16 protein-coding genes are annotated in these 17,552 nt (G+C 72.2%); 2 read left to right on the forward strand and 14 right to left on the reverse strand.

Features of this window, described 5'->3' with window-relative positions; translation table 11 throughout:
* Positions 1-7: 7 nt before the first annotated feature.
* Positions 8-1,642 (reverse strand): AMP-binding protein, encoded by a 1,635-nt coding sequence (locus AMETH_RS18375; RefSeq protein WP_017982593.1) that lies wholly within the window; start codon positions 1,640-1,642, stop codon positions 8-10.
* 74 nt (positions 1,643-1,716) lie between these two features.
* On the opposite strand from AMETH_RS18375, the gene AMETH_RS18380 reads away from it, so the two are divergent.
* A complete protein-coding gene (locus AMETH_RS18380) occupies positions 1,717-2,550 on the forward strand; it encodes a PaaX family transcriptional regulator (protein WP_017982594.1) in 834 nt (277 codons plus the stop codon).
* Positions 2,551-2,555: 5 nt separating this feature from the next.
* On the opposite strand, the gene AMETH_RS18385 is transcribed toward AMETH_RS18380, so the two are convergent.
* Genes AMETH_RS18385 through AMETH_RS18400 form a run of 4 tightly spaced genes read right to left on the reverse strand, consistent with a single transcriptional unit; the run spans position 2,556 to position 5,663 of the window.
* Positions 2,556-2,948, reverse strand: a complete 393-nt coding sequence (locus AMETH_RS18385) for a RidA family protein (protein WP_017982595.1) — start codon at positions 2,946-2,948, stop codon at positions 2,556-2,558.
* Entirely contained in the window at positions 2,945-3,691 is a 747-nt protein-coding gene (locus AMETH_RS18390; RefSeq protein WP_017982596.1) for an SDR family NAD(P)-dependent oxidoreductase, read from the reverse strand. Before AMETH_RS18390 ends, AMETH_RS18385 begins: the two co-directional genes overlap by 4 nt.
* A complete protein-coding gene (locus AMETH_RS18395) occupies positions 3,688-4,518 on the reverse strand; it encodes an enoyl-CoA hydratase family protein (protein WP_017982597.1) in 831 nt (276 codons plus the stop codon). The genes AMETH_RS18390 and AMETH_RS18395 overlap by 4 nt, the downstream gene beginning before the upstream one ends.
* Complete coding sequence (locus AMETH_RS18400) at positions 4,515-5,663, reverse strand: acyl-CoA dehydrogenase family protein (protein ID WP_017982598.1); 1,149 nt, start codon at positions 5,661-5,663, stop codon at positions 4,515-4,517. The genes AMETH_RS18395 and AMETH_RS18400 overlap by 4 nt, the downstream gene beginning before the upstream one ends.
* 119 nt (positions 5,664-5,782) lie before the next feature.
* On the opposite strand from AMETH_RS18400, the gene AMETH_RS18405 reads away from it, so the two are divergent.
* Positions 5,783-6,784, forward strand: a complete 1,002-nt coding sequence (locus tag AMETH_RS18405; RefSeq protein WP_017982599.1) for an RNA polymerase subunit sigma-70 — start codon at positions 5,783-5,785, stop codon at positions 6,782-6,784.
* Here AMETH_RS18405 and AMETH_RS18410 read toward each other — a convergent pair whose 3' ends face one another.
* From AMETH_RS18410 to pntB, 9 genes are all read right to left on the reverse strand, one after another.
* A complete protein-coding gene (locus AMETH_RS18410; protein WP_026153144.1) occupies positions 6,785-7,366 on the reverse strand; it encodes a dihydrofolate reductase family protein in 582 nt (193 codons plus the stop codon). It lies immediately after the preceding gene.
* Between the two features lie 78 nt (positions 7,367-7,444).
* Positions 7,445-7,852, reverse strand: a complete 408-nt coding sequence (locus tag AMETH_RS18415; protein ID WP_017982601.1) for an aconitase X swivel domain-containing protein — start codon at positions 7,850-7,852, stop codon at positions 7,445-7,447.
* On the reverse strand, positions 7,849-9,126 hold the full coding sequence (locus tag AMETH_RS18420; RefSeq protein WP_017982602.1) for an aconitase X: 1,278 nt from the start codon (positions 9,124-9,126) through the stop codon (positions 7,849-7,851). The genes AMETH_RS18415 and AMETH_RS18420 overlap by 4 nt, the downstream gene beginning before the upstream one ends.
* Entirely contained in the window at positions 9,123-10,460 is a 1,338-nt protein-coding gene (locus tag AMETH_RS18425) for an MFS transporter (RefSeq protein WP_017982603.1), read from the reverse strand. Before AMETH_RS18425 ends, AMETH_RS18420 begins: the two co-directional genes overlap by 4 nt.
* A 23-nt stretch (positions 10,461-10,483) precedes the next feature.
* Positions 10,484-12,130 (reverse strand): dihydroxy-acid dehydratase, encoded by a 1,647-nt coding sequence (gene ilvD, locus AMETH_RS18430; RefSeq protein ID WP_017982604.1) that lies wholly within the window; start codon positions 12,128-12,130, stop codon positions 10,484-10,486.
* Positions 12,131-12,144: 14 nt separating this feature from the next.
* Complete coding sequence (locus AMETH_RS18435; protein ID WP_017982605.1) at positions 12,145-13,434, reverse strand: FAD-dependent oxidoreductase; 1,290 nt, start codon at positions 13,432-13,434, stop codon at positions 12,145-12,147.
* Positions 13,435-13,515: 81 nt separating this feature from the next.
* Positions 13,516-14,460, reverse strand: coding sequence for a LysR family transcriptional regulator (locus AMETH_RS18440; protein WP_017982606.1), 945 nt, complete (start codon positions 14,458-14,460; stop codon positions 13,516-13,518).
* Between the two features lie 334 nt (positions 14,461-14,794).
* Positions 14,795-15,916 (reverse strand): hypothetical protein, encoded by a 1,122-nt coding sequence (locus AMETH_RS18445; RefSeq protein WP_017982607.1) that lies wholly within the window; start codon positions 15,914-15,916, stop codon positions 14,795-14,797.
* A gap of 149 nt (positions 15,917-16,065) precedes the next feature.
* The gene (gene pntB / locus AMETH_RS18450) at positions 16,066-17,529 is read right to left on the reverse strand and encodes a Re/Si-specific NAD(P)(+) transhydrogenase subunit beta (RefSeq protein WP_017982608.1); all 1,464 of its coding nucleotides are present in this window, start codon (positions 17,527-17,529) and stop codon (positions 16,066-16,068) included.
* Positions 17,530-17,552: the final 23 nt, after the last annotated feature.

The following is a 17,552-nucleotide window of genomic DNA, read 5'->3' on the forward strand; positions in this document are numbered from 1 at the left end:
CGTCTCCTCACCCGGTCTGCGCGGCGGCGCGCTGCCGCAGCTTGAACCGCTGAAGCTTTCCGGTCGCGCTGCGTGGCAGGCTGTCCACGAACTCCACGGCCCGCGGGTACTTGAACGGGGCGATGCGCTGCTTGACGAACGCCTGGAGCTCGCCCACCAGGTCCCCGTCGCCCGCGACGCCCGGTTGCAGGACCACGAACGCCTTGACGATCTGCCCGCGTTCCTCGTCCGGTGCGCCGACCACCCCGCATTCCTGCACGACGTCGTGCGCGAGCAGCGCTTCCTCGACCTCGGGGCCGGCGATGTTGTAGCCGGCGGAGACGATCATGTCGTCGTTGCGCGCCAGGTAGTGGAAGTAGCCGTCGGAGTCGGCGACGAACGTGTCGCCGGTGATGTTCCAGCCGTTCTGCACGTAGGCGGCCTGCCGGTCGTCGGCGAGGTAGCGGCAGCCGGTCGGGCCCTGCACGGCGAGACGGCCGGGAGTGCCGGGTGGCAACGGCTCGCCATGGTCGTCGAGGATGGCGGCCCGGTAGCCGGGGACGGCGCGGCCGGTCGCGCCCGGCCGGATGTCCTCGTCGGCGGCGGAGACGAAGATGTGCAGCATCTCGGTGGAGCCGATGCCGTCGATGAGCGCCAGTCCGGTCGCCTCGTGCACGGCCCGCCAGGTCGACTCGGGCAGGTGCTCCCCCGCCGACACCGCGCGGCGCAACCGGCTCAGCGCCCGCACGCGACCGGAGCGCAGCATGGAGCGGTAGGCCGTGGGGGCGGTGAAGCAGACGGTGACCTCGTGGGCCTCGATCGCGTCCGCGAGCTGGTCCGGTGTCGCCTTTTCGATCAGGAGCGTGGCCGCGCCGGCGCGCAGCGGGAAGACGAGCAGCCCGCCGAGACCGAAGGTGAAGGCCAGCGGCGGCGTCCCCGTGAACAGGTCGTCCGGGCGCGGTTTGAGGACGTGCCGGGAGAACGTGTCGGCGATCGCGAGGATGTCGCGGTGGAAGTGCATGGTGGCCTTCGGCCGTCCCGTGGTGCCCGAGGTGAAGGCCAGCAGGGCGACGTCGTCGGCCGCGGTGTCGACGGCGGTGAACCCGGCGGGCGCGCCGCGGGTGCGCGCGTCCAGATCGTCCGGGGCCGCCGTGCCGTAGGTGATCACGGGCGCGCCGCGCAGGTCCGCGGCGAGCAGTTCGTCGGTGAAGCGCGCGTCGCACAGGGCGAGGCCGACCTGGCTGATCTCGGCGATGGTGGTGAGCTCGGCCGAGCGGAGCAGGGGCATGGTGGGCACGGCGACCGCGCCGGCCTTCATCACGGCGAGCCAGCACGCGGCGAGCGCCGGCGTGTTGGGGCCACGCAGCAGCACGCGCCGGCCGGGCACGACGCCGAGCTGCTCGGTGAGCACCCACGCCGTGCGGTCGACCTGGTCGCGCAGCTCGCCGTAGGTCCAGGCCCGGCCGTAGGTGGTGAGCAGGCACCTGCGGTCCGGCCCGTGCTCGGCGATCACCGCGTCGAGCAGCTCGGCCCCGCAGTTCAGCCGTTGCGGGTACGGCAAGTCGAGGAGGAGTTCGGGCCACAACCGCGCCGGCGGGAGGTGGTCCCGGCAGAAGGTGTCGACATGAGCGGAGGGGCTGAGCCCCGGACCCACGGTGGTCATACGCCAAGTATTCTCTCTTCGTGACGACAGTCAAGCAATCGTCAGAAAGCGGCGCACCCGATAAGCTGCCCCGCGTGCCTGCCGATCCCGAGGACCGCGCGCCGAAACCACGCGCGCTGATCGTCACCGTCTACGGCCTCTACGCCCGGGAGGCGGGCGGCTGGATGAGCGTCGCCTCGCTGATCCAGTTGCTGGCGCAATGCGGCGTGGACGAGCCCTCGGTGCGCTCGTCGATCTTCCGCCTCAAGCGGCGGGGACTGCTGACCGCGGCGAAGGTCGGGGGCGTCGCCGGGTACGAACTGTCCGACACCGCACGGGAAATCCTCGACGAAGGCGACCGCCGCATCTTCGAGCGCCGCCGCGCGAGTGCGGACGAGGGCTGGCTGATGGTGGTGTTCAGCGTGCCGGAGTCCGAACGCGACAAACGCCATCAGCTGCGCTCCCGGCTGTCCTGGCTCGGGTTCGGGACCGTGTCGGCCGGGGTGTGGATCGCCCCGGCGCACCTGCTCGACGAGACCCGCGAAACCCTGGCCCGGCAAGGGCTGCAGGGCTACGTCGAGCTGTTCCGGGCCGATCACGCGGGCTTCGCCGCGACCGCGGACCGCGTGCGCGACTGGTGGGACCTGGATCGCCTGCGCGAGCTTTACGACGCGTTCCTGACCCAGCACGGGCCGGTCCTGGCCGGCTGCCGGCGGCGCCGCCGCATCGACGGCGCCCGCGCGTTCGCCGACTACGTCGGCGCGCTCACCGACTGGCGCCGCCTGCCCTACCTGGAGCCCGGGCTGCCGCTCGACGTGCTGCCGCCGGACTGGATCGGCATCCGGGCGGCGGACACCTTCTTCGAGCTGCAGCGCAGGCTGGCCGGCCCCGCGCACGACTACGTCGAATCGCTGCGCGCGGCGGCCTGACCGCCTCAGACGACGGCGAAGCCCTGCACCTCCACCAGCGCCTCGGCGTCCCACAACCGGGACACGCCGATCGCGGCCATGGCCGGGTAGTCGGTGCCGGCCAGGCGCCGCCACACCTCGCCGATCTCGCGGGCGTGCGCCCGGTAGCCGGCCAGATCGGTGGCGTAGACCGTGAGGCTGACCAGGCGGTCCGGCGCGCCACCGGCGGCGCGCAGCGCGCCGAGCAGGTTCGACAACGCCCGCTCGAACTGCTCGACCACGGTGCCGCCGACGATCCGGCCGTCGGCGTCGAGCGCGGTCTGCCCGGCCAGGAAAACCGTGGTGCCAGTCGCGACCACCGCGTGGGAGAACCCCCGCGGCGGCGCCAGCTCCGGCGGATTCACCCGCTGCACGCTCACTGCTCCGCACCTCCGTCCACCTGGATCGCCTGCCCGGTCACCGCGCCGGACCGCACGCAGAACCACACCGCCTCGGCCACCTCGTCCGGCTGGATCAGCCGGCCGATCGGCTGCTTGCGCGCCAGCGTCTCCCGCGCTTCGGCGGCACTGCGCCCGGTCGTGGCCACGATGGTGGCGATCGTCTGCTCGGTCATCGGCGTGTCCACGTAGCCGGGGCAGACGGCGTTCACCGTCACGCCGGTGCGGGCCAGTTCCGCCGCCGCGGCCCGCACCAGGCCCAGCACGCCGTGCTTGCTGGCGGTGTAGGCGGCGATGTAGGGCTCGCCGAGCCGCGCGGCCGTGGAGGCCATGACGACGATCCGCCCCCACCCCGCGGCGCGCATCGACGGCACCGACCGCCGCACGAACCGGAACGGCGCGGTCAGGTTGAGGTCCAGCATCCGCTGCCAGTCGGCGTCGGTGGTGCGCTCCAGGCGGGCGGAGTGGCCAGCGCCGGCGTTGGCGACGAGGATCTCCACCGGACCCCACCGCTGTTCGACCTCGCCGTGCACACGCTCGGCGGCGTCCGCGTCGGTGACGTCCGCGGGAATCACGTGCACCTGACCGGCACACTCGGCAGCGGTTTCGTCGAGCTGCTCGCGGTTGCGCGCCACCAGCGCGACCCGGCAGCCTTCGGCGCTGAGCCGCCGCGCGATCGCGCGACCGATGCCACGGCCGGCGCCGGTGACGAGCGCGACCCTCACCGCCCCTCCCACCGCGGCGGGCGGCGTTCGGTGAAGGCGGCGTGGAATTCGGCGTGGTCGCGGGTGGTCATCAGCAGGGCCTGGGTCATCGCGTCCAGTTCCATCGACGCCGAGATCGACATGTCCAGTTCGGCGGTCAGCAGCGACTTGGTCTGCGCGAGGGCGAGTGCCGGGCCGTCGGCGAGCCTGCGGGCGAGTTCGGCGACGGTGGTGTCCAGGTCGGCGTCGGCGACCAGCCGCGACACCAGGCCGTAGCGGTCGGCCGTCTCGGCGTCGATCGTGTCGCCGAGCATCAGCAGTTCGGTGGCCCGGCCCAGGCCGACCACGCGCGGCAGCAGGTAGGCCGCGCCCATGTCCCCACCGGACAACCCGACCTTGGTGAACAGGAACGCGAACCGCCCGGAGGTGCTCACGACGCGGAAGTCGGAGGCGAGCGCGACGACGGCGCCGGCTCCGGCCGCGATGCCGTGGACGGCGGTGATGATCGGGATCGGGCACTCCCGCATGGCCCGGATCACCGCGCCGGTCATCTTGGTGAACCGCATCAGGTCGCGTGGTTCCATGTTGATCAGCTCGCCGATGATCTCCTCGACGTCGCCGCCGCCGCAGAAACCCCGGCCCTCGCCGCGGATCACCAGCACCCGCACGTCCTGGTGGTGCGGCAGCTCAGCGAGCAGGTCACGCAGGTCGGCATAGCTTTCGAAGGTCAGCGGGTTGAGCTTCTCCGGCCGGTCCAGCGTCACCGTCGCCACCCCGTCGGCCTTGCCGAACCGGAAGTGCCGCCAGTCCTCGGTGAGCCGCGGCGAGGCGTGGAAGCGGTAGGTCATCGGGTGTACTCCCTGCCGATCAGGTTGCGCGCGATGATGGAACGCTGGACCTCGGAGGCGCCTTCGTAGATGCGCAGCGCCCGGACGTCGCGGTAGAGGTGTTCGAGCGGGTGCCCATGCCGCAGGGCGGCCGCACCGTGCAGCTGCACGCAGCCGTCGACGATCCGCTGCGCGGCCTCGGTGGCGTACAGCTTCGCCATGGCCGACCGCCGGGACTGCTGCTCCGGCTCGCCGCCGTCGTCGTAGGCGGCGGCCGCGGCGTAGACGAGCAGGCGGGCCGCTTCGAGTTCGGTGGCCAGGTCGGCGATGCGGTGCGCCACGGCCTGCTGGCTCGCCAGCGGCGCGCCGTACACCTGGCGCTCGCGGACGTGGGTGACGGTCGCGTCCAGCGCTGCCTGCGCCATCCCCACCGCGAACGCGCCGACGCTGGGCCGGAACAGGTCCAGCGTGCGCATGGCGACGGCGAAGCCGCGGTCGACCTCACCGAGCACGGCGTCCGCGGGAACCCGCACCCCGTCGAACACCAGCCGGCCGATCGGGTGCGGCGACAGCATGTCCAGCGGCTCGCCGGACAATCCCGCGCTGGCACCGGGGACGGCGAAGGCAGTGACCCCACGGGCGCCGGCGTCCGGGGTGGTGCGGGCGAACACCGTGTAGATGTCGGCGTCGGGAGCGTTGGAAATCCAGAGCTTTTCGCCGGTGAGCACCCAGCCGTCCCCGTCGCGCTCGGCGCGCAGCCGCAGGGCCGCGGCGTCCGACCCCGCGCCGGCTTCGGTCAGCGCGAACGCGGCGACGGCCTCGCCGGAGATCACCGCGGGGATCCAGCGGGTCCGCAGCTCGGCCGAACCGGACTGCAGGATCGGGTAGCTGCCCAGCCCCTGCAGGGCCAGCGCGGTCTCCGCCTCGGTGCTGATCTGGGCGATCGTCTCCCGCAACAGGCACAGTTGCACCGCGGCCGCGTCCGTGGGTTCGGCGCCCCCGCCGAACAGTCCCCGGAGCAGCCCCAGCTCCCCCAGGGTGCGGACGAGCTCCCGGTCCACCCGCCCGGTCCCGCGCGGGGCGAGCTTGCCGGTGGCGGCGTCGCGCACCCAGCGCTGGTACTCCCGCTGATCGTCGGTGAATCGGAACGCGGCCACCCCGGACATGCTCCGAGACTAGCGCACTGGTGACGCTCGTCAAAGATCCGCAACATCGCTGGCGCCGATCAGAAATCCTCTGCCACGTCGTCGGTTCTGGTGACCCCCTCGTGGAAGGATTGGCGACCATGACCGACGCTCGACCGCTCGGCGCCGACGAGGCCACGTTCATCGCGGCGGCCCGCTCGGGCGATGCGGCGCGGTTCGCGCTCATCACCGAGCGCCACCGGCGTGAGCTGCAGGTGCACTGCTACCGGATGCTCGCCAACTACGAGGACGCCCAGGACCTGACGCAGGAGACGTTCCTGCGCGCGTGGCACAAGCGGGAGTCGTTCCAGGGCCACGCCACGCTGCGGACCTGGCTGTACCGGATCGCGACGAACGCCTGCCTCGACTTCCTGGGCAAGCGCGACAACCGCACACCCGTGCCGTCCGGGCTCCCCGACTCCGAGCTGCCCTACCTGCAGCCCTACCCCGACCGGATGCTGCCCGAGGACCCGCAGGACTCGGCGGTGGCGCGGGAGACGATCGAGCTGGCGTTCATCGTCGCCGTCCAGCACCTGCCGCCGCGGCAGCGGGTGGTGTTCATCCTGCGCGACGTCCTCGGCTGGCCGGCGCCGAAGACCGCCGAGGCCCTCGAACTGACCGTCGCCTCGACGACCAGCGCACTGCAACGCGCCCGCGTGACGATGCGCGCGCAGCTTCCCGGCCGCCGCCTCGACTGGCGCAGCCCCGCCACCCACGAGCTGTCCAGCGACGAACGCGGCGTGGTGAAGTCCTACATCGACGCCCACCAGCGCAACGACCTCGACGCTCTGACGTCCCTGCTGCGCGACGACCTGCGCTTCGCGATGCTCCCCGACCCGGGCACCGTGACCACGACCGCCAAGCACGCGGTGGACGGCTGGATCTCCGGCGGGCTCTTCCAGCCCGGCCACGACGACTGGCGCGGTATCGCCACGACCGTCAACCGCATGCCCGCCGCCGCACTCTACCTGCGCACCCCCGGCCACCCGGAACACCGGCTCTTCGCCATCGCCTTACTGCACATCGTCGACGGCGAGATCGCCGAGCTCACCGGATTCGACGCCACCGGCACACCCTGGCTGGACCTGCCCCCGGCACTGTGATCACCTCGTCTCGTACCGGGTCAGCACCACGCCACCGGGAAACGTCCGGGTCTCCACCAGGCACAGGTTCACCCAGCTGTCCAGCGCGGCGAAGAACGGCGTGCCGCCGCCGACCAGCACCGGATGGGTGACCAGGACGTACTCGTCGATCAGCCCGGCCCGCATGGCCGCCGCGGCGAGCGTCGCGCCGCCGACGTCCATCGGGCCGGCGTCCGCGGCCTTGAGCCGAGTGATCTCGGTGACCGCGTCGCCGGTGACCAGGCGGGTGTTCCAGCCGACCTGGTCGATCGTCGAGGAGAACACCACCTTCGGCATGTCCCGCCAGCGGCGGGCGAACTCGATCACCGCCGGTGTGGCGCCGGGCTGCTCGTCGGCGGTCGGCCAGTGGGAACTCATCTCCTCCCACAGCTTGCGCCCGTACAGCGACAGGCCCGTCGCCGCCACCCGGTCGGACCACCACTGGAACAGCTCGTCGCCCGGCGACGAGTCCGGTCCCTCACCCCCACTCCAGCCCAGGTCGTCGCCCGGCGCGGCGATGTAGCCGTCCACGGTCACGTTCATGGCAAAGGTCAGTTTCGGCATCGCGCCAGCCTCCCGTGAGTCTCACCGGTACAGACGGACGCGCTGCGGAAACCTCATCGGTGCGCGGGCGGCCGGCCCTCACCCCCGGGTGATCTCCACGATCCCGCGGTCGGCGTCGAGGCGGAGGTGGTCGCCGGTGCGGATCACCGCGACCGGGTCCTGGTCGAGGTCGCTCAGCGTGGGGACCCGGGTGACGACGGCGCCCAGCGCGGCCTTCGTCGTGGTCACCGTGAAGATCATGCCCGCCGGGGCGGTGCCCAGCAGCCGGGTGGACTGGAAGAAACCCGACCAGCCGGACGAGCCCTTCGCGCCGGGGAAGACCAGGATCTTCCCGGTGAAGCACACCCCGCACAGCTCGTGCCTGCGCTCGATGATCGTGCCGGTGGCGGGGTCGATGCCGCCCCAGCCGGAGATCGTCTCGTGCGACACCAGCGCCTCGCCCTCGACCACGCCGCGCACGACGGTCCGGCCGCGCAACGTGATCATCGCAGCCCACCCCGCCAGCGCCCGGTGACCGCCGCGTCCACGCAGTCCTCCAGCGACCCGAACCACGCCTCGATACCGAGAATCGCGGGCAGGTAGTGGGCCTGCTTGGCGGAGTCGGTGGCGAACACCTTCGTGCCCGGCGGCGCCACCCGCGACATCGCCGGGCACGAGTCGGCCAGCAGCTTGCCGCCCGCCTTCTCGATCACGGCGGTGTAGCCGCTGCGGTCGGCCACCGCCTTGAGCGCCCGCGGCGCCATGATCCACAGCTGGGTGCCCGAGTGCAGGCGCCTGCCGTCCAGCGCCCGCGCCGCGGCGCGGATCTGGTCGATCGAGGCGTGCGGGCAGCCGAGCAGCACGAAGTCGACGTCGGTGGACCGGCCCTGGTCGTTGAGCTTCTCGTAGATGGCCCGCCGCTCGCGGGGGCCGTAGACGACGGCGTCGGGGACGGGGCCGTCGAAGGCCGCTTCCACGGTCGGCGCCTCCGGCGTGATCCCGGGCAGGTGGTAGAGCTCCACGCCGCCGGAGGACGCCGCCGCCGCGCCGAAGTGCTTGAGGTCCACAAGATCCGGCCGCGTGAACTCGCCCGTGACCACCGGCCGCTGGTCCTGCACCAGCTCCCCGGCGAAGTACCCGAGCATGCCCCAGTCGAGGAAGTCGCGCACTCCGGATTCGACGCGGATGTGGTGGGTGCCGAACCGGTTCTCCGCGAGGTGGTTGCCCCAGCACGGGATCTTCCCGGTCAGCGACGCCGCCCCGGTGGACGTGCCGCCCTCGCAGTTGGTCCGGGCGCCCAGCACCGAGTTGCAGTAGACCACCGCGGAGGACTCCATCCACGCGCAGTGCTCGCCGCGCACCGGCAGGTTGCCCACCTGGTAGGGCGTGCAGGTGGCCAGGATGTTCACGCCCCGCCGGCCGTAGAAGGCCTCGGCGTCGCTCTGCAGCTCCACGAACTCCTTCGGATACGGCACCACGCCGGCCGAGTCCGGTCCGAAACCCTGCTGCAGCTGGCAGGTCGGCACCCGCATGTCCGGGATCTCGACCGGATCGTCGCAGTCGAGGTTGAGCACGGCGAACGCCTTGTGCCAGCCGCCCTCGGCCACCAGCTTCGCCTTCAGCGGCGAGGGCTGGGTGCTGGTGCCCGCCACGTTGCGGGTGTCGCACAGCCGCTGGGCGCCCAGCGCGTCGCCGTACCGGATGAGCAGGTCCATCGCGGCCGCGACGGCCGGGCCCTCGGCGCCGTCGCGCATGGCCTTCTCCTCCTCGGTGAGGATCACCGAACCACCTCGCTCGCGACGACGGGCGCGTGTTGCCCCATCGGGTTCGTCTCCGGCCCGCGGCGCACCGCCGCGAACATCAGCAGGCCGCCGAACACGATCAGCACGATCGGGGTGAACTCGTACGGCATGATCGCGGACAACGCGAGCAGCCACACGGTGTAGAGGCCGGGCAGGATCAGGCCGAACATGTAACCGATCCCGTACCCGCTGGCCCGCACCGAGGCGGGGAACCGCTCGTTGAGGTAGACCAGGATGACGCCCAGCGGCGCCGACGGCAGCACCTTCGCCACCACCGCGATGAGCGCGATCAGCCACACCGGAGCGCCCGCCCGGGCGGCGACGACCAGCAGCGCGAACGCGCCGCCGACCACGAACGCCAGCACCAGCGCCCACCGCATCAGCAGCGCCCGCCGCCCGAACCGCTGCCCGGCCGCGGCCAGCACCATGATCAGCACGATCGAGCAGACCGACCCGATGATCTCCACGGCCGACGACAGCCGCGGGCTCTGGTCGAGCACCTGCACGAGCAGCGTCGGCAGGAACGACACCGACATCTGGGTGGCGAACCAGTAGCCGCAGGTGAACAGGAACACGCTGAAGATCAGCGCCCGGTGCGCGGTGAACAGCTCGACCACCGGCTGACGGGCGCCCCGACGGGCGGTGCGCGCGGAGTCGTCCTCGACGACGTGGCGGTAGTGCATCAGGTACGCCACCCCGAGCGCGAAGCCGAGGAAGAACGGGATCCGCCAGCCCCAGGAGAGGAAACCGCTGTGCGGGAGCACGTCGAGCATGCCGAGCAGAAGCGTGTTGATCACCAGGAACGACGCCGGGGCGCCGATGCCGATGAGACCGCCCACGCGACCGCGACGGCCGGGTGGCGCCTGTTCCAGCGCGAGCGGGATCGGCGCGGCGTACCCGCCGGCGAGGAAGATCCCGCCGATCAGCCGGAGCGCCGCGAACACGGCGATCGCGCCGTAGCCCCAGGACCCGTACCCGGGCAGCAGGCCGATCAGCAGGGTGACGATGGTGAAACCCCAGCCGCTGATCATGGTGACCGGCTTGCGGCCGATGCGGTCGGAGAGGTTGCCGAAGATCACGCTGCCGATCGGGCGGCCGACCAGCCCGACCGTGAACAGCAGGGTGGTGAACGTGGCGCGCACCGACGCGGGCAGGTCGGGCGGCATGAAGTAGGCCATCGCCGCGGGCAGGACCAGCGCGGGCAGATACACGTCGAAACTGTCGACGAACATCGAGAACGCCCCGCCGCGGGCGGACCGTCGCTGGTCGGCTTCGCCGATGGCGGTGGACGGGGGAACTTCGGGCAGCGCCATTGCGGCCTCCTGTCGGGGTGAGGTCAGGGACGGAGCACGGCGCCGTCGTCGAGGGGACGCACGGTCCGGCGGTAGACGGACAGCCAGCCGGTCTCCTCGTGGTCCCGGGCCGGCTGGGGGTTTCGGGTGGCGAGTTCGGCCGGGGCGACCCGCAGGTCGCAGACCCGGCGGGGCAGGTCGATGTGGACGGTGTCGCCGTCGCGGGCGAGCGCGAGCGGTCCGCCGTCGGCGGCCTCGGGGCGCACCTCGCCGACCACGATGCCGCGGTTGACCAGGCCGGAGAGCTGGCCGTCGGTGACGACCGCGACCCGGCCGGTGAGCCCGGCGCGGTCGAGCGCGAACACGATCTGCGAGGCCATGCCCATGCCGGGGCGGCCACGCGGGCCCAGCCCGCGGACGATCACGACGTCGCCGGGCGCGATCCGCCCGTCCGCGAGCGCGGCCACGGCGTCCTCCTGCGACTCGAAGCAGCGGGCGGGGCCGGTGAAGGCGGCCGGCCGCTCGTCGCCGACGGCGAGCTTGACGATGCCGCCGGAAGGGGCGAGGGAACCACGCAGGACCACGATCAGCGGCTGGCCGGTGAACGGCCGGTCGCGTGGGCGGATGACCTCCGGATCGGCCACGGTGACCGGGGCCAGGTTCTCGCCCACGGTGGCGCCGGTCACCGTCACCGGCGACGGGTCGATCAGGTCGCCGAGCGCGCGCATCACGGCTGCCGCGCCGCCCGCGGCTTCGAACTGCTCGATGGTGTGCGGGCCGTTGGGCCGCACGGCGGACAGGACCGGTGTGGCAGGGCCGAGCTCGGCGTACAGGCCGAGGACGTCGACGTCCACTTCGGACTCGGCCGCGACGGCCTGGAGGTGCTTGACGGTGTTGATCGACGCGCCGACCGCCAGGGTCACCCGGACCGCGTTGCGGAAGGCCGCCTCGGTGAGGACGGCGCGCGGACGCAGGTCCTCACCGACCATCTCGACGATCCGGGCGGCGGCGTCGTCGGCGGCGGCCCACATCGCGGGCGAATTCGCCGCCACCGGGGTGGTCCCGGGCAGCGCCATGCCGAGGGCCTCGGCGACGATGTGCATCGAGTTCGCGGTGCCCATGCCCGGGCACACCCCGGGCCCGCCGACGGCGACGTCGCTCATCTCGGTCAGCTCGTCCACTGTGGACGACCCGCAGGCGTGCAGGAACACCTCCTCGATGTCGCAGTGCCCGCCGCGGAAGCACCCGCTGGGCTGGTAGCCGCACGCGACGAGCAGCGTGGGGATGTCCAGCCGCCCGGCGGCCATCAGCTGCGCCGGTGCGGTCTTGTCGCAGCTGGCCAGGCAGATCATGCCGTCCAGCTGGGCGCCCTCGACGGCGACCTCGATGTCGTTGACGATGAGATCGCGGGCGGACAGGATGTAGCCGCCGCCGTGGCCCGCGGAGTGGATGAAGTCGCTGGGCGCGGTCGTGCGCACCTCGAACGCGAGACCGCCCGCCGCGGCGATGCCCTTCTTGATCCGCGCGGCGATCTCGTCCAGGTGGCTGAAACAGATGGCCAGGTCCGACGAGGAGTTGACCACCGCGATCTTGGGTTTCCGGAGGTCGTCGTCGGTGAGGCCGAGCGCGCGCCACTGGGCGCGCCGGGTCGCCCAGCGCACGGTGCCGGGCGGGAAGTCGCTGCGTACCAAGGGTTCTGTCCTCCTCAGCCGTCGAGGTTGGCGGACAACCGGGCGGCGAGATCGCCGTGGTCGATGTCGTGCACGCTGTCCTTGCCCGCGAGGTCCAGCGCGTGCGCGGCCGCCATGCCCATCGCCCCGCACGGGCCCATGACCCGGATGCTCGACAGGGCGGCCGCGTCGCCGTCGACGCAGCGGCCGGCGACCAGGACGTTGTGCGCCTCCGGCGGCGTCATCGCGCGCAGCGGCACGTAGTGCACGTGGTCCGGCCCGAACGTCTCCCACACGTAGCCCTCCGGGCTGTCGTGCAGCTCGACCGGCCACGCGGTGCGCGCGACCGCGTCGGGAAAGCGTTTCCCGGACCGCACCTCGTCCAGCGTCAGCTGGTGGGCGCCCTGCGCCCAGCGGGTCTGACGCCGCCCGGGGAACCCGTAGGCCCGCACCCGGGCCCGGGCGAACGCTTCCGGGAACTCGGTGCGCAGGAACGCCACGACCCGGTCGGCCTGCGCCTTGCCGTCGAGCTGGGCGCGCGCGGCGGCGATCGGGTCCAGCGGCGCCTCGATGTGGGTCATGTTGAGCACGGCGGTGCCCCGGCCGGGGAAGTAGAACGCGAGCCCGTCGTGGCGGCGCAGGCCGTACTCCGCGGCCTTGGCGCCGACCCGCTCGGCCAGCACGTCCGGGTCCGGCGTGCCGTCCTCGTCCACGTGCTCGACGACCAGCTGCTGGGAGCCGTAGATCTCGCGCTCCGGCAGCCGGCACGGCAGCCCCGCCTCCCACACCAGGGAGGCGTCGCCGCTGGCATCGACGAAGCCGACCGCGCCGACCTCGACGGAGCCGTACCGGGTCGCGACGGTGACCGACTCGATCCGTTCCCCGTCGCGGTGCACACCGGTGATCGAGGCGCCGGTGATCACCTGGATGCCGTGCTCGCGCACGGTGTTCTCGACCCACCGGCCCAGCGCGACCTCGTCGTAGCCGACGGTGATCGTGTGCCGGCGGTTGTAGAACAGGTCGCCCGTGGCGTCCAGGTCGCGGAAGATGTCGTCGAAGATCCCGTGGGTGAGCTGGCGGTAGCCGGGAGCGTTCCCGAAGACCCCGCAGAACAGGCCGATCAGCGAGTTGACCATCTGGCCGCCGAGCACCGGCAGCGCGTCGACGAGGACCACCGAGCGCCCCAGGCGGGCGGATTCGACGGCGGCGGACAGGCCGGCGATCCCGGCGCCGACCACGCAGACGTCGGCGGTGACGTGGTGCGTGGCGGGCCCGGGGGGTTTGCGGACCGTGTGGACCTTGAGCTCGGTGAGGGGGTGCGGCATGGATCACACGCTAAGCGGGTGCGCCGGGCGGCCGGAAATAGAAGATCGTGCTGCGCGGGCATAAACAGCGCTGATGGTGGTTCAGATACCGGCGGCCAGCGACACCAGGACCTCGCGGAACCAGCGGTGGGCGGGGTCGCCGTCGTAGTCGGTGTGCCACCAGAACCGCTCCACGATCGGCTCCGGATCGCCAGGGCACGGCAGGACCCGCAGGCCGAGCCGGGGAGCGACGCGCCGGGCGAGCCGTTCCTGCAGCAGCGCCACCCGGTCGGTGCCCGCCACGAAGTGCGGCACCGCCTGGTAGCTCTCCACCCGGACGCGGATGCGTGGCTGGATGCCGAACAACACCAGCTGGCGGCTCATCGGCGCGGCCGGGGCGAACCCGCGGTCGGGCTGGAACGGCGCGACCCAGGTCATCTCCGCCAGCTGCGCCAGGCTCAGCTCGTCCCCGGTCACATGCGGGTTCGCGGCGTCGACGACGCACACCCACCGCTCGGTGAACAACTCCACCGACCGCACGTCAGGCAGGTCGAACCGGCTGGCCGGGGGCGCGACCAGGCCGTCGATGAGGCGGATCGTGCCCCCGATGTCCCTGGCGAACGCCTCGCGGACCAGCCGGACGTGCAGCTGCACGCCGGGCGCCTGCTCGGCCAGGACCGCGGACAGCCGGGAGCCCAGCACCTCGATCGTGTAGTCGGCCATGAACACCGTGAACTCGCGGCCGGAGACGCCCGGATCGAAGTCGTGGCCGGTGCCGAAGAGGCGTTCGGTGGCGCCGCAGATCGCCTCGACCTGATCGGTCAGCTGCGCGGCCAGCGGGGACAGCACGTAGCCGTTGCCGCTGCGCACCAGCAGGTCGTCGTCGAAGTGGCGGCGCAACCGCGCCAGCGACGCGCTCACCGCGGGCTGCGTCACGCCGAGGCGCGCCGCCGCGCGGGTGACGTTGCGTTCGCGCAGGAGCTCGCGCAGCACCACGAGCAGGTTGAGGTCCAGATTGACCAGATGGACGGCGGAGGCCCTTGCCATCGCGGGACTATAAATCGGACTGTTTGCCCAGGCAAGCTCCGGCGGCCCTCCGGGTCTTCCGCGAGCGCGGGGCTGGCCCGCTGGGCAGGAACATCGCCAGGAGCCCCGCTGGGCCACGAGTTCCCCGGCGAGGTGGTCGAGGTCGGCGCGGGCGACTGACCCGGCACGGGGTCACGCGCACGCTGCCGCTCGACGGGCGCGAACGGGCACGACCTGTTCAAGCCCAAGAAGGACAGCGGTCTTCCGCCCCGGCCGCTGACCGTCCACAGCGGAACGGCCGCGTGCTACCACGATCTCGTGGCGGCACGCGGCCGTTTCCGGACGGGACGAGTTGTCAGCGCTTGAGGAACTTCAGGCTGTTGGACAGCGAGTCCGACCACGGCGAGGCCAGGTCGAGCCTGCGCAGCTCATCGGCGTGCTGGACCGCGGCCAGCTCCGCCATCAGCCGGGCGCGCATCCGGTCGTCGTGCGCGGCGTTGGCCGCCCGCAGGGCCCGGTCCAGCCGGGTCTTGCGGAACGGCGTGAACCAGGACGCGCGGGCCAGGTGCGCGGCGCGGCGGGCGGCGCGGTCCCGGGTCCGGGCCAGCGCGTCGCGCTCGTCGTCGCCGAGGCCGAGGCGGGAGAGGAAGCGCTCCTTGAGCTCACGGCTGACCCGCGACCAGGTGGTGACGCGGGCGCGGGTGTGCCGCAGCTCGATGCCCAGGGCCAGGTGCAGCATGACCACACCGAGGACCGGGCCGAGGGTGACCCGCGCCAGGCCGGACACCGGGCCGGCCAGGTCGAAGGCCATGTAGCCGGACGCCGCGCACAGCGCCCACAGGATCAGCCGGGCCGGGCCCGGCTTGCCCTTGGGGCTGCGGATCTCGGCGCGCATCGCGAACCCGCACGCGATCAGCGCGACCTCGACCACGGCGAACATCGCGGCGCGCTCGTAGACGTTGGTGATCCCGAGCTTCTCCCCGAAGAAGCGCCACGAGGTGTCCACCGAGACCAGCAGCGACATGAACGCCACCAGGTAGAAGCCGCGCGACCCCTCCGGCGACTTGCGCTTCGCCGGCTTGGCCGCCTCGGCGGTCTCCGTGATCTCCCCGGTGGGCGTGTCGGTCTCGTCGCCCTGCGGCTCCGCCTCGGCGGCCGCGTCGGCTTCCTTGCGGCCGTCCAGCTCGGCCAGCATCTTCACCGACAGCCTCGGCAGGTCCCCGGTGTCGCCGAGCCCGCGCTCCTCCCGCCACTTGCCGACCTTCTCCGCGACCGCGGCGCGCTCGCGCTTGGGGTTGGTGACCACGCCGTAGGTCACCAGGAAGGCCAGCACGTCGGAGGTCGACGGCTCACCCAGTGTCTCGCACGCGTACCGGATCTTCTCGTCCATGGTGTCCAACATGACCAGGCGGGCGGCGTGCGCCGCGCTGCTTATCACGTCGGTTGAAGCAGCGTGCTGGTCGCTCTCGGTTTCCATGTCGTTGTCCTTGTGGAGTTCTCGACGGTGGGGAGCGCGAACATAGCAGGTGGGTAGATCAACCGGGTGATCGGCCTTGGTCTGTTACCCGGGCGTTTCCCCGGCGGACCACGTGCGGCGGGCCCGCCGGGGAAGCGCTTTCGCCGTTCTCAGTTCCCGGCGCGGGCCCCGGCCCCGGCCGTGCTCGGGGCGGGCAGTGCCCGCAGCAGGTCCTCGACCCGTTCCTTCGCGTCGCCGAAGAGCATGGCGGAGTTGTCGCGGAAGAAGAGCGGGTTCTGCACGCCCGCGTAACCCGAGGACATCGACCGCTTGAACACCACGACGTTGCGGGCCTCCCACACGCGCAGCACCGGCATGCCGGCGATCGGCGAGCCGGGGTCCTCGGCCGCGGCCGGGTTGACCGTGTCGTTGGCGCCGATGACGAGGACGACGTCGGTGTCGGCGAAGTCGTCGTTGATCTCGTCCATCTCCAGCACGATGTCGTAGGGCACCTTGGCCTCGGCGAGGAGCACGTTCATGTGCCCGGGCAGGCGGCCGGCGACCGGGTGAATGCCGAACCGGACCTCGACCCCGCGGTCCCGCAGCCGCCGGGTCAGCTCGGCGACGCCGTGCTGGGCCTGCGCGACGGCCATGCCGTAGCCGGGGGTGATGATCACGCTGCTCGCGTCGGCGAGCAGTTCGGCCGCGCCGTCGGCGGTGATCTCCTTGTGCTCGCCGTAGTCGACATCGGACCCGGCCGCAGTGTTCTCCAGGCCGAACCCGCCGGCGATCACCGAGATGAACGAGCGGTTCATCGCCTTGCACATGATGTAGGACAGGTAGGCACCGGAGGAGCCGACCAGCGCGCCGGTGACGATGAGCAGGTTGTTCTCCAGCAGGAACCCGCTCGCGGCGGCCGCCCAGCCGGAGTAGCTGTTCAGCATCGACACCACCACCGGCATGTCCCCGCCGCCGATCGAGGCGACCAGATGCCAGCCCAGCGCGAGCGCCACCGCGGTGACCACGACGAGCAGCCACAGCCGCGGGTCGATGACGAACCACACCGTCAGCGCGACGAACACCGCCAGCGCGCCGAGGTTGAGGAAGTTCTTGCCGGGCAGCATCAACGGCTTCGAGTTGATCCGCGCCGACAGCTTCAGGAACGCGACGATCGACCCGGTGAACGTCACCGCGCCGATGAACACGCCGACGAACACCTCGGCCGAGTGGATCCCGCCGAGTCCGAGCGCCGCGAGCGTCCGCGCCTCGGCGCCCTCGGGATGCGCTTCGACCTCCAGGTAGCCGTTCCAGCCGACCAGCACCGCGGCCAGACCGACGAAGGAGTGCAGCAGCGCGATCAGCTCGGGCATGCCGGTCATCTGCACCACGCGGGCGCGCTGCAGGCCGACGGCGGCGCCGAGCACCATCGCCACCACCAGCAGCACCACGCCGAGGGTGGAGATGTCGCGGTGCACGGCCAGCGCGATCGTCGCGGCCAGCGCGACGACCATGCCGGCGATGCCGAACCCGTTGCCGGTTTTGGCGGTCTCGTGCTTGGACAGCCCCGCCAGCGCCAGGATGAACAACAACGCGGCGACCAGGTAGGCCGCCTGCGCGATCGTGTCGAGAGTCATGAGTTCAGGTCTCCTGATCGGGC

The sequence above is a fragment of the Amycolatopsis methanolica 239 genome (assembly GCF_000739085.1).
Lineage (GTDB): Bacteria > Actinomycetota > Actinomycetes > Mycobacteriales > Pseudonocardiaceae > Amycolatopsis_E > Amycolatopsis_E methanolica.

Excerpts from the sequence above, each read along its gene's own strand:
- AMETH_RS18375 (WP_017982593.1), bottom strand. The coding sequence starts at position 1,642 with ATGACCACCGTGGGTCCGGGGCTCAGCCCCTCCGCTCATGTCGACACC.
- AMETH_RS18395 (WP_017982597.1), bottom strand. The coding sequence starts at position 4,518 with ATGACCTACCGCTTCCACGCCTCGCCGCGGCTCACCGAGGACTGGCGG.
- AMETH_RS18400 (WP_017982598.1), bottom strand. The coding sequence starts at position 5,663 with ATGTCCGGGGTGGCCGCGTTCCGATTCACCGACGATCAGCGGGAGTAC.
- AMETH_RS18405 (WP_017982599.1), top strand. The coding sequence starts at position 5,783 with ATGACCGACGCTCGACCGCTCGGCGCCGACGAGGCCACGTTCATCGCG.
- AMETH_RS18410 (WP_026153144.1), bottom strand. The coding sequence starts at position 7,366 with ATGCCGAAACTGACCTTTGCCATGAACGTGACCGTGGACGGCTACATC.
- AMETH_RS18415 (WP_017982601.1), bottom strand. The coding sequence starts at position 7,852 with ATGATCACGTTGCGCGGCCGGACCGTCGTGCGCGGCGTGGTCGAGGGC.
- AMETH_RS18425 (WP_017982603.1), bottom strand. The coding sequence starts at position 10,460 with ATGGCGCTGCCCGAAGTTCCCCCGTCCACCGCCATCGGCGAAGCCGAC.
- AMETH_RS18435 (WP_017982605.1), bottom strand. The coding sequence starts at position 13,434 with ATGCCGCACCCCCTCACCGAGCTCAAGGTCCACACGGTCCGCAAACCC.
- AMETH_RS18440 (WP_017982606.1), bottom strand. The coding sequence starts at position 14,460 with ATGGCAAGGGCCTCCGCCGTCCATCTGGTCAATCTGGACCTCAACCTG.
- AMETH_RS18445 (WP_017982607.1), bottom strand. The coding sequence starts at position 15,916 with ATGGAAACCGAGAGCGACCAGCACGCTGCTTCAACCGACGTGATAAGC.
- pntB (WP_017982608.1), bottom strand. The coding sequence starts at position 17,529 with ATGACTCTCGACACGATCGCGCAGGCGGCCTACCTGGTCGCCGCGTTG.